Consider the following 14,736-nt stretch of genomic DNA (forward strand, 5'->3'; position numbering starts at 1 on the left):
CCTTATTCCTCTGAATGCAGTTGCAGCGCCCGGACCACAGAGTCCATACCAGCGCTGCGCGAACCCTTGACCAGAACAGTCGTCTGGTCGGGCATTTTTTGTTTTATCAGCGCCACCACCCCATCCCGATCAGGTAACCAATATCCCTGATCACCAAATGCGGCCACAGTGAAGCGGCTCAATGGCCCGGTTGCAACCAGTGCCGAGACTCCCTGTTGGCGTGCATAACGACCAATATCGCTGTGCGCCTGTTCCGCTTCTTCACCCAGCTCTGCCATATCACCCAGCACCAACCAGGCACCGGAGGCGAGGCTTATTACATCAATCGCTGCACGAATGGAAGCCGGGTTAGCGTTATAACTGTCATCAATAATTTGCCATTGATTCTGCCCGACCACGGCCTTCATTCGACCAGCCACAGGCACGGCAGCCTGCAATCCGGCGGCAATCATAGCCGGAGTCATGCCCAATCCCCGGGCTGCCGCAAAAACAGCCAGCGCATTGCTTACATTGTGCTGCCCCGGGAAAGCCAGACACACATGTTGCAACCAACCCTCATGACGGCTATGCACAACAAAATCACTGCCATCCACACGGCACGCCACCTCGCTGGCAAACAAATCAGCGCTGGCTGATAAACCAAACGAGACAACCTGTTTATTGCCCGCCCGTGTTTGCCACGGTGCAAATGCCGGATCATCGGCGTTCAACACCACGATGCCGTTAGCATCGACGCTATCAATCAACTCGCCTTTGGTTTGCACCACCCCGGCCAGAGAGCCAAACCCTTCCAGATGAGCAGCACCCGCGTTAGTGATGATGCCGATGGTTGGTTTGACCAGACAGGCCGTGTAATCAATCTCCCCTGGGCCACTGGCACCCAGCTCCACCACCGCCGCTTCATGCTCCGGTTGCAAAGCCAGCAGGGTTTTGGGTACCCCAATGTGGTTATTCAGATTCCCCGGTGTCATCCAGGTAATAAATTGTTGCTCAAGCACCTTCGCCATCAGCTGCTTGGTCGTGGTTTTACCTGCACTGCCGGTAATCGCCACAATCGGGCCATAAAAGGCGCCCCGTTGCCAGCCTGCAATCTGACCATACGCCAACAGCCCGTCAGCACAGATCAGACACGGGCCATCCAGGGCCTCCGGCGGCACTTCATCCAGCAAGACGGCCACCGCGCCAGCGGCCAACGCCTGGGATGCAAACCGATTACCATCAAAATGCTCGCCCCGCAGCGCGACATACAAGTCGCCCGACTGGATCTGACGTGTATCCGTACAGACACCAGTACAACGCACATCCACGGCTGGTGCTGCCAGGTCCAATAAAGCCGCCACCTGACTGAGGTTAAAATCAAACCGCATGCTGCCCTCCCCTGGGAGACGGGCTACGCGGCACATACCCCAATGCCGCCAGTACATCGGCGTCGCAAAAAGGATGTTTGACACCAGCAATTTCCTGCCAGGTTTCGTGACCTTTCCCTGCGATCACCACCAGCCCCTGTTCCGGCGCATCAGCCAGGGCCTGGGTAATGGCCTGCGTGCGGTCATGCTCCAGGTGCAAACCGGCTTCACTGGCGCCGGGAGCTGCCAGTGCATCAGCAAAAATACGCTGCGGATCTTCAAAACGCGGGTTGTCATCGGTCAGCCAGATGGCATCGGCAAACTGCATGGCGACCGCCATCATTTTGGGCCGTTTGCTCCGGTCTCGATCACCACCACAGCCAAATACCAGCGTCAGCGGTTGCTGCCAGGGCTGCAAGGAGGACAGCACGCTGTTCAATGCATCTGGCGTATGGGCAAAATCAATAATAACCGTCGGGCCAGTACCACTGACCGGCTCGTACACATCCATACGACCAGCCACAGGCTGCAGTCCGGCGGCCGCCTCTGTCAGCGCATCCAGATCGTCACCGGCCGCCGCCAACATGGTGATGGCAGCCACTGCATTGGCGAGGTTAAACACCCCCAATAACGGCAACTCCAGCTGGCGGCACCCCCAAGGGGTGGTTAGCTCAGCACACATCCCGTTGCGGTTCAGGGTCAGCAGACGATAACTGACAGACTGAATCGCTGCAGAGCCAGCATCGCTTGGTGCTGTACTCGCCTGATCCGTCATCTCGCCATAACTGAAACGCTGCCCCGGAATCCCCGGGTCCGCCAGCAAGCGTTGTCCATACGGGCAATCCCGATTAATCACAACAAACCGGGCGTTGTAATCCAGTAACAAGCGGCGCTTGGACTGGAAGTAACTCTCCATATCACCGTGATAATCCAGGTGATCCTGGGTCAGATTGGTCAGTAGTGCGCCCTGAAAATGCATGCCGGCCACACGGCCCTGGTCGAGACCGTGGGACGACACTTCCATTGCCGCACGGCCAGCGCCTTGGTCCGCGGTCTGGGCCAGGGTCCGTAAGACCACCGACAAATCCGGCGTGGTATTACGAGTCGGAGCCAAGGCCGGCCAGATACCATTCCCCAGGGTGCCCAGCACCCCGCAAGGCTTGCCCAGCGCCCGGGAAAGCTGGGCCATATACGCCACGCATGAGCTTTTGCCGTTGGTGCCGGTGACCGCCAGAACCGGTAACTGGCCCGCATCCGGATACCGCCGATACAACCAGCTTGCCAGTTGCGCAGACACTTCTGGTGTCGAAAAAACCGGCACCGCGGTCTGGCCAAACTCACAGCGAAAACCGACGTCCGCCTCTTGTAGAACCGCAACCGCACCCTGCTGAATCGCAGCATTGATATAATCAGCCCCGTGGCTCACCGCTCCGGAGCGGGCAACAAACAAGTCACCGGCCTGAACATCTCGGCTATCGGTAACCATATCGGCAAATTCACGATCCCATTCCGGTGGAATAAACAGATCGTCCTGCAACAATTGGGAAAGCTTCATCTCGGGTCTCCGGCAACAATCAGGGCGGCGGCACTCGAATCGTCCGGTGCAATCTGGCGCAAACGTAACGCTTGTTCCATGATGCGAGAAAAAACCGGAGCAGCCACTTCGCCGCCGTAATATTCACGCCCCTGGGGTTCATCAATCGCAACAACCAGCACCAGGTCAGGGTCGGTCAGCGGTGCAATACCGGCAAACACGGCGTTATAGGTCGAATCCTCGTAACCACTATCACCAACCTTGTGGGCTGTGCCTGTTTTGCCGCCGACCCGATAGCCAGCAACACGAGCACGTCGACCGGTGCCGATATCGGAAGTCACGGTTTCGAGAATATCCAGTACCTTGCGAGCGGTATCCGCCGACATCACCTGCTTGCAACCAGGCCGCGCTTCATTGTCCAGTAGCAAGGTCGCGTTAAAACGACAGCCATGCTGGGTAAAACTGGTATAGGATTGCGCCAGCTGTAACGGCGAAACCGCCATGCCGTAACCGTACGACACCGTGGCCAGACGCAAGTCGTCCATCTGTTCGGGATAAGGCAAGATGCCCACACTTTCACCCGGAAAGCCCAAACCACTGGCCTGACCCAGACCGGCCGCTCGCATGATATTGAACAGCACGTCAGCCCCAAGATCGGCTGAAATCAGGCTCACGCCAACGTTACTGGACTTGGTAATCACACCGGTGACATCCAGTACGCCATAGTTACGATGATCCCGAATGGTCTTGTTTTTGATACGTAAATAACCCGGACTGGTATCAATCGGGGTATCCGGAGCATAGCGGCCGGAATCCAGCGCCGCCGCGACCGTAAACGGCTTCATGGTTGAACCTGGCTCCAGCACATCCGCCAGTGCCCGGTTACGCATAAACTCCGGTTTTAGCCCGGCCCGGTTATTGGGGTTGTACGATGGCTGATTCACCAGCGCCAGTACCTCGCCATTATGAGCATCCAGTAACACCGCACTGCCCGACGTCGCCTGGTGCTGACGCACCGCAGCCATCAGTTCACGATAGGCCAGATATTGCAGCCGCAGGTCGATGGTCAAGCGCAGGTCGTGGCCCGGCTGTGCCACGGACTCCACCACGAGTTGTTTTACCACCCGACCGTATCGGTCACGAATAACGGTACGCCGCCCGCCAGTACCGGTCAGGTAATCGTTATAAGCCAGCTCCATTCCTTCCTGGCCGTTACCATCGATATCAACAATCCCCACCAGATGCGATGTCACCTCTGCGGCGGGATAATAACGCCGGAACCGACTGTCAAATTGCAGCCCGTCCAGCCCCAAAGCGGCAACCCGATCGGCCTGGGCCGGTTGTACCTGACGGTCGACGTAATAAAAGCCACGCCCACGCTGGCGGGCTTCGGTAATTTCCTTTGCCAGTGTCGCGGCGGGCATATCCAGCACGTCAGCCAGTGCACCGGCCTGTTTTACATCAAAAACCTGAGGATTCAGGCTGATATCCACCACCGCAGTACTGACCGCCAATGGCTTGCCAAAACGGTCGGTAATCATGCCGCGCCGGGCAGGTTGCAGTTGGGCACGGACAATCCGTTTTTCGCCTTCTTCAAACAGAAACGGCTGATCTACCGTATGTAACGAGATCAGCCGCACCAGAATCATCACCAGCAGCGCAGCCATCACCAGCAGCACTAATACAAAGCGCCAGCGGATAATGCCCGGAGCAGTATGATCATTCGCCAAGCCTGTCATTGAGGAAGAATCCTGACCTGTTGCGGTTCAATCATATTGAGTTCACGTCGTGCGCGCTGATCGATACGGGCATAACTGGTCAATGCCGCCAGCTCCAGAACCAACCGGGTCTGTTCCTGCTGCAAGGCGTCGCTGCGACTATCCAGAGTCTGCCATTGCTGTACCAGCTGGCGATGACCATGGCTGACGCCGATCTGTACCAGCGCAGAAGCCACAACCACCAACCAGACCAGGATCACTGCCAGGTTCATGACAACCGTTCGGCAATGCGTAATACCGCACTGCGGGCACGGGCATTACTGCGCACTTCGTCATCATCGGGCATGATGGCTTTCCCAATACGTTTCATGGTTTTACCCAGGTCTGCTTCCAGTATCGGGAAGCCGGGAGGTACATCGCGTCCTTTTTCCTGTGCCCGGATAAAGCGTTTCACCATGCGATCTTCCAGCGAATGAAAGCTGATTACCGCCAGGCGGCCACCGGGTAACAAGAAGTCGACGCTTTCGTCCAGTACCCGCTCCAGATCTCCCAGTTCATTATTCACGGCAATACGGATCGCCTGAAAGGCACGGGTGGCTGGATGCTTGTGACGTTCCCAGGCCGGGTTGGCTTCCTTGATCAGTTCCGCCAGTTGCAGGGTACGGGTAATTGGTGCCGTCGCCCGGGCAGCCAGAATGGCGCGTGCCATACGCCGGGCAAAACGCTCTTCACCGTATTCTCTCAAGACCCGGATAATTTCATTTTCGTCCGTGGTGGCCACCCATTCCGCGGCAGACATGCCCGCATCCGGATTCATACGCATATCCAGCGGGCCATCACGCATAAAGCTGAAGCCACGTTCCGGATCATCCAGCTGGGGGGAAGAAACACCCAAATCCAGCAAAATGCCGTTGATACGCTCGATTCCCCGAGCCGCCATCTCCTGTTTCATATCCGCAAACGAGGCTTGTACGATATTGAAACGCTCGTCTTCCTGATGCAGTTGCTCACCGGTTTCGATGGCCCGCGGGTCTTTATCAAACCCGAACAGTCGGCCATCGGCTGCCAGTTTCGATAACAACAGCCGGCTGTGCCCACCACGACCAAAGGTACCATCGATATAAACCCCGGACGGATCGTTCAAACAACCGTCAACGGTTGGTTCCAGCAACACGGTAGCGTGGGCCAGCTCTTGCAAATTCATATAGACAGACTCTTGAGTTCGTCGGGAAGGGTGTCCAGCGACATGGGTTGTTCCAGATAATCGTTCAGCTGAGTCTCCCAACGGGCCTTGTCCCAGAGTTCCAGCTTGTTGCCTTGCCCCATCAATACACATTCCTTGATCAGCCCGGCGTATTGACGACAGGCTGGGCTGATCAGGATCCGACCGCTGCCGTCGGCGCTGCATTCTGTCGCGTGGCCTTGCAGCAAGCGTTTCAGCTTTTTGGTCGCGGGGTTTAACGTGGGCAGTTGATCCAGCTTGGCTTCAATCTTGACCCATTCCGCGAGCGGGTAAACCAGCAGACAGGAATCCTGACTGTCCACCGTTACCACCAAAACAGACACTTCCTGCTCCTCCAGGGCTTCCCGTACTTTTGCCGGGATTGCCAGACGACCTTTGGCATCCAGATTTATATGGTGCATGCCGCGAAACATAAAAAATCAGATCATCACGGTGCAGGTTTCAGGCGTTTTGGTCATTACAGACCCTCGTGTATGTCTTGGTCAAAGCTCAATTCAGGGCAGTGGATATTAGCCTTTATTCCATCCGGTTACTCCCCACTATCTCCCACTTTTGTCTCAAATACGCCACAATTCGACACTTTGTGACACTATAGGAATAGGCTACTCTCATTGCAAGCTGATGAATCCACCTGAAATTTGAAATTTCTTTTAAAGAACAACCAGTTAGCAAGCTTTCTGGCGATGCAAAAAAAACTCACAAACAAAATATTCCAGCGGCCTTGAAGCCTGGCGTCATGACTCAAGGCGATTCCTCACGTTCTGTTACATTCAGATACAATCCAGCACGCTTGCCAGCAGGAATAATCACCGTCCAAGCAGAGCCAGAAGCGCAATCATCCGGCACTCCTGTCACCCGTTGATATCCACTCTCGAAGTCACAAACCAGTCATTGCTCCAAAGCATGACTTTTGTTCACGCAAGCACGGGGGATCACTGTTCGCCGGACTCCCGGGGCCCATCAGCGGGGAAATAACCGGCAGGATTGACGCCATATCACGAGTACACGCATTACGGGCTGTCCACGGTTGTGAATCCTGGACTCCCGCTTTATCTTTCTGGCCAGCTGCGTATTGTTGAACGTGGTGGCTGGTCTCGTGGTCAATGTACCGAGCAGTAACAATACCCAGGCAACACAGCGTAAAATCCGGCGCAATCGCCAAGCGCTACGACACAAACTCAATCACCGGAAACCGGACCTCTGAGCCGGCTCCATTATCAAGGAACGTCCATGCCATACCTGGCTCGAGTGCTATTAAAGGGATCTGTCGTCGTATTACCACTGGTGATCACTGCCTGGTTGCTGTGGTCAACGCTGCTATGGCTCGACAATATCGGTCTTGAACTGTTATCCCTGACCGGCCTGGTATTGAGCGATGCCAACTCAGACATTCCCGGCTTTGGCCTGATCGTGATGCTGGTCAGCCTGTTTGTGGTGGGTTTACTGATCCAGTTCAACCCGATCAGCTGGTTACACTCATACCTCGAAGACACCCTGTTACGCTTCCCTGTCGTCAAGACCCTGTACGGTGCAGTAAAGGACTTTGCCGGTATGTTTGACGGCCAGAAAAAACAGTCACAGCCGGTCGTACTGGTTGATATGCCTGGGCCAGGTATTGCCGTCGGTTTTATCACCAACCAAAAGGTACCCCCGGTGGTACAACAAACACGCCCTGACCAGCCCCTCGTCGCGGTTTATCTGCCAATGAGTTATATGGTTGGTGGCTACACCCTGTTTCTGCCCAAGTCAGAGTTGACCCAGGTTGACTGGTCCTTTGAAGATGCCATGCGCTTTGCGATCACTGCCGGAGTATCCCAAAGCCAGTCACACCCCAAACAACCAGTGAACGACAAAACTTCACCGGAGCTGTGATACAGCGCAAATCAGGGGCTGACGTACTTGAGGTATCCTCGAACACCTTTGTATTTTATTACTGGCGGTTTTTTATCTTGACGGGCACACCTGTATTCATGACATTCTGTACTCCGCTCACCCGGCACTCTCCCACCCAGGACGGAAGGTTATGATCAGTGCAGAGCAATTACAGCGGTTTATCCCTTTTGGTGATCTCTCCGAACATGCATTGGAAGAGTTGCTGCCCCATTTCGAGCTGATCCGGCTGACGTCACGCAGCTTGTTGTTCAAACGCGGTCAGCAAGCCGACTACTGTCATTATTTGCTACAGGGCTCCATCGACCTGATCGACGATCATTTTGATGTCACCCGCCAGCACAGCGAGGATGAAGGTAACGTCCTCGCAATCGACGCCGACCATTCCATCCATAAATACTCAGCGGTCGTTGTTGACGATTGCCTGATTGCCCGCTTGCCCAGACGCTCCCTGCAATTAATCAACACCTGGATTGACGTCGCGCTGGCTGCAGCATCCGATGAAGAAACCGACTGGCTCGAGGCCTTGCTGACGTCCGACCTGTTCAGCCGTATTCCACCCGGCAATATCCAGACATTATTAGCCCGTTTCGACGAACGTCCGGTAACACTGGGGGATATACTTATCCAGGAAGGAGATGAAGGCCATGAATGTTACGTTATCAAACACGGCAAGGCCGTTGTCACCAGAAGCAATGGCAAGCAAGAAGAAACACTGGCGGCACTCGGCCCGGGTACACTTTTCGGCGAAGATGCACTGATCAGCAACCTGCCGCGCAGTGCCACCATTACCATGAGCAGCAATGGCACGGTGATGGTTCTCAGTAAAACTGACTTTGATACCTTACTGAAAATACCGGTGCTGGAATATGTCGACAACGAACAACTCAATGAACTGATCGAAGACAGTGATACCGGCATTATCCAGCTTGATGTGCGCCCCACCCAAGAGCTGATAAAAGAAACCACTTCCCGCGCTCGCAACGTCCCCCTGACCCACCTGCGTAGCCATTTGGACACATTGAATCGCGATTTTATCTACGTGGTACAGGGAGACAACCGGGCCGAAGCCGCCGCCTATATTCTCAGCGAAGCCGGATTTGAAGTAAAAGTTCTCAGATAACAGGCCGCTGTAATTACCCACTCCGTCCAGAAAACAGCCTGATATCACTAGGCGTATAGGGCTTCTGCCCATATAGTTACCGCTTCAGCTACCAACCAGGAAAAGCATGAATGTGGATCAGCACCAGTTGTGAATTTTCCTTTGAAATTTCCGTGCCCACACCGTTTATTCTGATGTTGCGCCCTCGTCGGGGCTCTCAGCAATGGGTCGCACGGGAAGAATACGAAGTGCTTCCCAGCGTGCCGGTTACCGAATTCAAAGACTCCTATGGCAACGACTGCCAGCGACTGATCGCGCCTCCCGGCCCGTTTTCCCTGTATTGCTCAGCAGAAGTCATGACCCTTGAGCATGTCGAGGAAGCACCGGGCAGCTTTTTTGTGGAAATCCAGCATCTGCCAGCGGATGTCCTCAACTATCTGCTGCCCAGCCGCTATTGTGAATCCGACCGTTTTCACCAACTGGCTACCGAAATCACCCAAGGCTGTCTGCCGGGTTATGATCAGGTGGCGGCGATTGAAGACTGGGTGCGCCGTACCATTCGTTATGAACCAGGCACCAGCCCGTTACCGGTATCGGCTATCGAAATCAACCTGCGCCAGTCCGGTGTCTGCCGGGATTTATCCCACCTCTGTATCGCTTTATGCCGGGCACTGAGTATTCCTGCCCGTCAGGTTGTCGGTTACTTGTACGAGCTGCAGCCGATGGATTTACACGCCTGGTTCGAAGCCTATGTCGGCGGCCGCTGGTACACCTTTGATGCCACTCAATATGGCCGCAAGGGAGCCTACGTGGCTACCGGTTACGGACGTGACGCGACCGACGTGGCCATTTACAACCAGTATGGGCCACCGGTGTTTCCGATTGAGCAGATTATTTCTGTTGAAGAGATCAAGCGCTGAAGCTGCCGCTACGGCATGGAGGAAAACAGGGGCAACCCATCAGGCATGCCCCGGTTTGTTATGCTTGTCAGCCCGTACACGGCTGGTGCCCTGCCGAGCGTGGAGTATCAACCCTGGCCTTATCGACAAGGTCGATAATAATCAGCAAAAATTATTCTGGATACAGGCCTTGACGGCAATAAACTCCTGTTGGATGGCAGACAGCAAGCGACTGGCTTCTTCCCAGTCAACCTCTTCGGTTTTTCTGTCGCGCAGCATATCTTCCAGCTTTTTATTGCAATCCGACAGAGGAATGGCACACACATTGCCGCTGGCTCCCTTGAAGCTGTGGGCCTGGCCTCCCAGCCCGGTCACATCCTGTTGCGCCAGCGCTTCATTCATTTTAGGTAAGCGGCTCTCGCAATCATCCAGAAACAAAGTGATCAGCTCATCAAACTCCTCTTCCATCACTTCGCGCAACATGTCCAGCGACTCATCATCAAAATGATCCTGTAGTGTCATGAACTACTCCTCCTCCTGGTGAGGCCAATGAATAATCGCTTCCACTTCATTCCCCTTCCCATAATAAGTAATCGATTTGCATATCTGACTCACCAGAGAGATACCTCTACCGGAATACTGATGCTTGGTAACTTCCAGCAAATCAGAGTCCTCTTCTCGTTGTAGTGACTGATAATCAAACCCATCGCCACTATCAACAAAGCGGACCCGTAGCTGCCCGGTCACGCCATCGCCCTGATGTTCCATATCAATCCGAATCCACTCATCTTCCAGCTGTTCCAGATGTTCCTGGCGCTGCTGGTAATATTTCATAAAACCTTCGGGCGAACGTTTCATGGTGGAATCCAGCTTCAACACCCCATGCTCCAACGCATTGGCAAACAGCTCACCCATAACGGTATACAGCTGGCCACTCATCATACGCAGGCCCGGTACTTCCATCATCAGATGCATCACCAAAGGCAAGGGGTTGAAATTACGCAGACTGACCGGGCCCAGTTCGTAACTGAAAGACCAGTCCATTGGCCCAACATCCGACGTCGTCGCAACCGCTTTAGGGTCGACTTCAACATCGTCCGGCAACACCATCTGAATCTCCAGCAAGGTGATATCATCATCACGTTCGCTGTTGTTCTGGAACTCGGCCAATGTTGACTTGATCGTTGGAAAAATCATCTCGGCTGCCGCGGCAGAGTTGATCGCATCCTCAAGCCGTTGCTGCCCGAACATATCGCCAGCCGGATTACGCGCTTCAAGAATGCCATCAGACCACAGCAACAAACGATCGCCCGGTTCCATGGTGTACTCTTGCAAGGAATCAACAAAGCGGCTGTCACCGAACACCCCCAAAGGCAAGTGCTGGGAGCGCAAGGTATGCAGTGACGCATCAGCGACCCGATACAGATAACAATCCGGAATGCCGCCCATCCAGATACTGGTGGATTTGCGTTCAAAATTCATTTCGACCATCACTGCGCAGCAGAAAAAACCTACCGGCAAAATCGAATTCATCTTACGATTCACTTCACGAATAATATCGCGAATGCCAAAACCCTTGGCGGTCATACCATAAAAGATTTCCGCCAACGGCAAGGCACCAATGGCTGCCGGTAGGCCATGACCGGTAAAATCACCCAGCAGCAGATTCATACTGCCGTTAGGCTGACGTGCAGCCAGCAGGACATCACCATTAAAGACCGCCAGCGGCGAGATCAGGTAACGGATATTCGGGGCGGACAGGCAGCCAAGGTGGGCCACATTGTCAAATACCGCCTTGGCTGCTTCCTGTTCCTGGATCAGATGTTCGTTATGGCAAACAATGGTATCGCGCTGTTGCTGCAAGGTCTGATGCATTTCCCGCATGCGGTAGAAAGAGCGTACCTTGGCCTGCAAGACCACCGGATTGTAAGGCTTGTTCAGAAAATCATCGCCACCACTTTCCAGACAGTCCGCCAGACCATAGGCATCGGTCATGGAGGTCAGAAAGATCACCGGCACCATATCTTCGCCAGCCAGCTGCTTGATCTGGCGCGCAGCCTCCTTGCCATCCATCACCGGCATCATCACATCCAGCAGCACGATATCCGGCGATTCTTGCTTGAACAGTGCCACAGCATCTGCACCATTTTCGGCATCCAGTACTTCATGCCCCTGCTTCTGGAGGATACGCCCCAGAATCTTGCGGTCGACCAGGTTGTCGTCGGCAATTAAGATCCGGATTGGCAGCATGTCAGTCGCCTCAGCGAATAGTAAAAAGTTGCTCGAAGTTGGAGATTGTCAAAATCTTTTTCACATCCTGATTACAATTCACAATGCTGATATCTGCTGCATCACCGCCCGCATGATCACGCAGCAGCAGCAACATGCCCAACGCCGAACTGTCGAGGTAAGAGGTTCCTGCCAGGTCCAGTACATAACGCAGTGCCGCTGGCTGGTGCGCATCATAAGCATCCCGAAATGCTTGGTGCACACTGAAATCAAAACGGCCAAATACCTTGATCGTTAATTCTTTACCATCGGCGGACACCAGGGTTTCTACAGTCATTGATCTATTACCTCATATACTCGAGAGCTGCCGCTCCCAAACAGTTTTTTACACCCGATCCTGCTCAAACCGATCAGGCTACAATTATTCTTAATAAACGTTTAGCACACGCTGTTAAATTTGCACAGCTCAGCGCGGTTTTTCCTATATAACAGCCATTATATGCGTTTACATCAAGTAATACCCCTGCCGTTATGCCATCAGCAGCGGCTATCGACGCAAAATGAAGTGTCTGCCAATCGCCACCAGCAACTGAAATATGCCGCACAGAGACATCATAACAGCCGGTCGGCGCCGATGACTCGCTTCAGCCGCAGTGATGACGTACAGGGGAAAGAAAAGAAAGAGAAGCAGATGGACGGGACGCAGGCCGCCACGATCACCAGAGACACACATGATGACTCCTATCGCACCGGCCCGGTGGGTATTGACGTTAGATTGGCAAGCAATCAGCGCTGGCTGTGATCAATATCCATACCCCGGAAAATACTGCAGCGCTCAAACGCTTCCAGCGTTGGCGCCACCGATTTATACAAACAATACTTGGAAACCAGCCGCGACAGCCCTTTGATATCCCGCCCGGTCGCAGCCGGAAATACATCCGTCAGAGTAGCCAGCAATGCCGGGCTGATATCCAGACCAAACTGGCGCGTCATAACGTCCCAGATTTTTTGTCGGTCGTCCCGTTCTGGTGGATGGTACTTGATCAGGGCAATACAGCGCGAGACGATGGCTTCATCGATATCTTCCACCCGATTGGTGGTCAGGAACAGCAAGCCATTAAAATATTCCAGCACCCGCAAAAAGACCCCCACCACCGCATTGGCGGCAATATTGTCATCCCGGCGTTTGATATAGACATCCGCTTCGTCGATCAGCATCACCGCGCCCCAGCGCTGCGCCCGGGTCAGAGTGTCCTTCAGTGCCAGCTCCATTTCCTTTACATTCAGGCCCAGCTGGCCAGAATGTACCCGATATAACGGCCGTTTGATAATCTCCGAATATACCTCTGCCGTCAGGGTTTTACCCACCCCAGGCGGCCCGGCACACAGCACCGTGGTACCGCCGGACTTGCCCTCCACGATATCGTCCATCAACACATCCATTTCTGCGGTCAGAATATCAATCAGATCGGTTTGTTCAGGGGGCAGAATCAGCTTGTCTTTCAACTCGGGTTGATACACATAAGGCGACATATCGTCCACATGCACCCAGACATGATGATGCAACTCCAGGTGAAACATCAGCATATAGCCGTGAACCGGCAGCTGGGTGAAGACATCCTCTGGCACATTGGCCATCAAGGCTTCGACCCGCTGCTCGACCTTCTCGTTGTAGTTCATGCTGCGTCCGGCCTTGCGCAAATACTTGCCCAGAATCTGGCCAGGTGCATCCAGCGTCAGCTCTCGTTCTTTCAGGACTTCTTCATCATTAACCAGCCGGGCAGTTCCTCCCCCCGACGACAGCACCACCCGGTTTTTGCGTGACCAGTCGGTGGTACGGTGGCTGGCACCGGGATCTTCCGCAAAAATGCCGGTACCAGCCCCTGAAAACTGCATGCCGTAATCAGAACGCCAGTCAAAATAGCGGTTCGACGACGCCTCGTAGGCCGCCATCAGGGCCGGGGTTTCTTTCAGAAAACCCTTGCTGGCGAAGATTTCGGCCAGCGTATGGCCTTCAATATCACGTTCACGAATCACCAGATTTTCCGTTGCGATGCGGGCCATGGCATTGGCTTTTAATTCCAGCAGAATCCGGCCCGTTTCTTCCTCCCCTGGGGGAGTAAAGTCGATACGCGTGACCAGATAAGCAATGGGTTTCCCCGATGTCATCACCCGGAACAGCCAGCCACGAATGGCATCCTGTAATAAATACTCGGTGATCGCCGCCACCAATAATTCCAGATTACCCGCCTCAAAACGTTCCCCGGCTGTTCCCATGGCCTGCTTCAGAGTGGCAAGCTGCGCAGCCTGACCCGCCATCGACGGCCCGGCTTCCAGATACAGGGTTTCCAGAAAGCCCAGTTGCTCGACAGTCAGCTGGACAAATGGCACCTCGGCCCGATGGCCAAATCGCAGCTGGTCAGCCAGATACGACAAGGTCGGAAAACGCTCAACCAGAGCTTCTACATAAATACGATGAATGTTCAGTTTCATAATCAACACTTGAAAAACGTCAGTTACAGGCCTTGTTGCAAGCGCCAGACCAGTCACTAACTTGTTGATTTTGTGTGGAATAGCAGCCTCAGCTGTCGCAAATCATACAGCCTGAATGTACCAATCAGTGGCACTGAAGCGAAAGCGACAGCCCGAAAGATTGTCTTGTTAATGGCGGTCTTGTTAATAGCGCTGAAACCTGCCTGCAAAACAGACACCCCAAACAAACACCCCAGACAGACGTTCAAAATCAAAGAATCCGTTGACCGATAAATATATATG

Annotated in this window: 14 protein-coding genes; 4 read left to right on the forward strand and 10 right to left on the reverse strand. The window is 54.1% G+C overall.

Features of this window, described 5'->3' with window-relative positions; all coding sequences use genetic code 11:
* Positions 1-2: 2 nt before the first annotated feature.
* Genes murF through mraZ form a run of 6 tightly spaced genes read right to left on the reverse strand, consistent with a single transcriptional unit; the run spans position 3 to position 6,242 of the window.
* Positions 3-1,367: a UDP-N-acetylmuramoyl-tripeptide--D-alanyl-D-alanine ligase gene (gene murF, locus Q8W24_RS01245; protein WP_305474122.1), complete on the reverse strand. Its 1,365-nt coding sequence runs from the start codon at positions 1,365-1,367 to the stop codon at positions 3-5.
* Complete coding sequence (locus Q8W24_RS01250; RefSeq protein WP_305474124.1) at positions 1,357-2,901, reverse strand: UDP-N-acetylmuramoyl-L-alanyl-D-glutamate--2,6-diaminopimelate ligase; 1,545 nt, start codon at positions 2,899-2,901, stop codon at positions 1,357-1,359. The genes murF and Q8W24_RS01250 overlap by 11 nt, the downstream gene beginning before the upstream one ends.
* A complete protein-coding gene (locus Q8W24_RS01255; RefSeq protein WP_303433051.1) occupies positions 2,898-4,619 on the reverse strand; it encodes a penicillin-binding protein 2 in 1,722 nt (573 codons plus the stop codon). Before Q8W24_RS01255 ends, Q8W24_RS01250 begins: the two co-directional genes overlap by 4 nt.
* Positions 4,616-4,870 carry a cell division protein FtsL gene (ftsL, locus tag Q8W24_RS01260; protein ID WP_305474126.1) on the reverse strand — a complete coding sequence of 85 codons (255 nt, stop codon included), beginning with the start codon at positions 4,868-4,870 and terminating at the stop codon, positions 4,616-4,618. The genes Q8W24_RS01255 and ftsL overlap by 4 nt, the downstream gene beginning before the upstream one ends.
* Complete coding sequence (gene rsmH, locus Q8W24_RS01265) at positions 4,867-5,802, reverse strand: 16S rRNA (cytosine(1402)-N(4))-methyltransferase RsmH (protein WP_303433053.1); 936 nt, start codon at positions 5,800-5,802, stop codon at positions 4,867-4,869. Before rsmH ends, ftsL begins: the two co-directional genes overlap by 4 nt.
* Positions 5,799-6,242, reverse strand: coding sequence for a division/cell wall cluster transcriptional repressor MraZ (gene mraZ / locus Q8W24_RS01270; protein ID WP_303433055.1), 444 nt, complete (start codon positions 6,240-6,242; stop codon positions 5,799-5,801). The genes rsmH and mraZ overlap by 4 nt, the downstream gene beginning before the upstream one ends.
* An 829-nt stretch (positions 6,243-7,071) precedes the next feature.
* Between mraZ and Q8W24_RS01275 the strand changes: the two genes are divergently transcribed.
* From Q8W24_RS01275 to Q8W24_RS01285, 3 genes are all read left to right on the forward strand, one after another.
* Complete coding sequence (locus tag Q8W24_RS01275) at positions 7,072-7,713, forward strand: DUF502 domain-containing protein (protein WP_303433057.1); 642 nt, start codon at positions 7,072-7,074, stop codon at positions 7,711-7,713.
* A gap of 151 nt (positions 7,714-7,864) precedes the next feature.
* Complete coding sequence (locus tag Q8W24_RS01280) at positions 7,865-8,854, forward strand: cyclic nucleotide-binding domain-containing protein (RefSeq protein ID WP_305474127.1); 990 nt, start codon at positions 7,865-7,867, stop codon at positions 8,852-8,854.
* 110 nt (positions 8,855-8,964) lie between these two features.
* The gene (locus Q8W24_RS01285) at positions 8,965-9,753 is read left to right on the forward strand and encodes a transglutaminase family protein (protein ID WP_303433060.1); all 789 of its coding nucleotides are present in this window, start codon (positions 8,965-8,967) and stop codon (positions 9,751-9,753) included.
* Between the two features lie 141 nt (positions 9,754-9,894).
* On the opposite strand, the gene Q8W24_RS01290 is transcribed toward Q8W24_RS01285, so the two are convergent.
* The 3 genes from Q8W24_RS01290 to Q8W24_RS01300 are packed head-to-tail and all read right to left on the reverse strand — an operon-like array spanning position 9,895 to position 12,298.
* Entirely contained in the window at positions 9,895-10,254 is a 360-nt protein-coding gene (locus tag Q8W24_RS01290; RefSeq protein WP_303433062.1) for an Hpt domain-containing protein, read from the reverse strand.
* A gap of 3 nt (positions 10,255-10,257) precedes the next feature.
* Positions 10,258-11,982, reverse strand: coding sequence for a SpoIIE family protein phosphatase (locus tag Q8W24_RS01295; protein WP_303433063.1), 1,725 nt, complete (start codon positions 11,980-11,982; stop codon positions 10,258-10,260).
* A gap of 10 nt (positions 11,983-11,992) precedes the next feature.
* The gene (locus tag Q8W24_RS01300; RefSeq protein ID WP_303433064.1) at positions 11,993-12,298 is read right to left on the reverse strand and encodes an STAS domain-containing protein; all 306 of its coding nucleotides are present in this window, start codon (positions 12,296-12,298) and stop codon (positions 11,993-11,995) included.
* A gap of 297 nt (positions 12,299-12,595) precedes the next feature.
* On the opposite strand from Q8W24_RS01300, the gene Q8W24_RS01305 reads away from it, so the two are divergent.
* On the forward strand, positions 12,596-12,763 hold the full coding sequence (locus tag Q8W24_RS01305; RefSeq protein WP_305414973.1) for a hypothetical protein: 168 nt from the start codon (positions 12,596-12,598) through the stop codon (positions 12,761-12,763).
* Here the strand turns inward: Q8W24_RS01305 and Q8W24_RS01310 are convergent.
* The gene (locus tag Q8W24_RS01310; protein WP_305414972.1) at positions 12,748-14,454 is read right to left on the reverse strand and encodes an ATP-binding protein; all 1,707 of its coding nucleotides are present in this window, start codon (positions 14,452-14,454) and stop codon (positions 12,748-12,750) included. The genes Q8W24_RS01305 and Q8W24_RS01310 overlap by 16 nt on opposite strands.
* Positions 14,455-14,736: the final 282 nt, after the last annotated feature.

This window comes from Oceanobacter sp. 4_MG-2023, assembly GCF_030689165.1.
Lineage (GTDB): Bacteria > Pseudomonadota > Gammaproteobacteria > Pseudomonadales > Oceanobacteraceae > Oceanobacter.

Excerpts from the sequence above, each read along its gene's own strand:
- murF (WP_305474122.1), bottom strand. The coding sequence starts at position 1,367 with ATGCGGTTTGATTTTAACCTCAGTCAGGTGGCGGCTTTATTGGACCTG.
- Q8W24_RS01250 (WP_305474124.1), bottom strand. The coding sequence starts at position 2,901 with ATGAAGCTTTCCCAATTGTTGCAGGACGATCTGTTTATTCCACCGGAA.
- Q8W24_RS01255 (WP_303433051.1), bottom strand. The coding sequence starts at position 4,619 with ATGACAGGCTTGGCGAATGATCATACTGCTCCGGGCATTATCCGCTGG.
- ftsL (WP_305474126.1), bottom strand. The coding sequence starts at position 4,870 with ATGAACCTGGCAGTGATCCTGGTCTGGTTGGTGGTTGTGGCTTCTGCG.
- rsmH (WP_303433053.1), bottom strand. The coding sequence starts at position 5,802 with ATGAATTTGCAAGAGCTGGCCCACGCTACCGTGTTGCTGGAACCAACC.
- mraZ (WP_303433055.1), bottom strand. The coding sequence starts at position 6,242 with ATGCACCATATAAATCTGGATGCCAAAGGTCGTCTGGCAATCCCGGCA.
- Q8W24_RS01275 (WP_303433057.1), top strand. The coding sequence starts at position 7,072 with ATGCCATACCTGGCTCGAGTGCTATTAAAGGGATCTGTCGTCGTATTA.
- Q8W24_RS01280 (WP_305474127.1), top strand. The coding sequence starts at position 7,865 with ATGATCAGTGCAGAGCAATTACAGCGGTTTATCCCTTTTGGTGATCTC.
- Q8W24_RS01285 (WP_303433060.1), top strand. The coding sequence starts at position 8,965 with ATGTGGATCAGCACCAGTTGTGAATTTTCCTTTGAAATTTCCGTGCCC.
- Q8W24_RS01290 (WP_303433062.1), bottom strand. The coding sequence starts at position 10,254 with ATGACACTACAGGATCATTTTGATGATGAGTCGCTGGACATGTTGCGC.
- Q8W24_RS01295 (WP_303433063.1), bottom strand. The coding sequence starts at position 11,982 with ATGCTGCCAATCCGGATCTTAATTGCCGACGACAACCTGGTCGACCGC.
- Q8W24_RS01300 (WP_303433064.1), bottom strand. The coding sequence starts at position 12,298 with ATGACTGTAGAAACCCTGGTGTCCGCCGATGGTAAAGAATTAACGATC.
- Q8W24_RS01305 (WP_305414973.1), top strand. The coding sequence starts at position 12,596 with ATGACTCGCTTCAGCCGCAGTGATGACGTACAGGGGAAAGAAAAGAAA.
- Q8W24_RS01310 (WP_305414972.1), bottom strand. The coding sequence starts at position 14,454 with ATGAAACTGAACATTCATCGTATTTATGTAGAAGCTCTGGTTGAGCGT.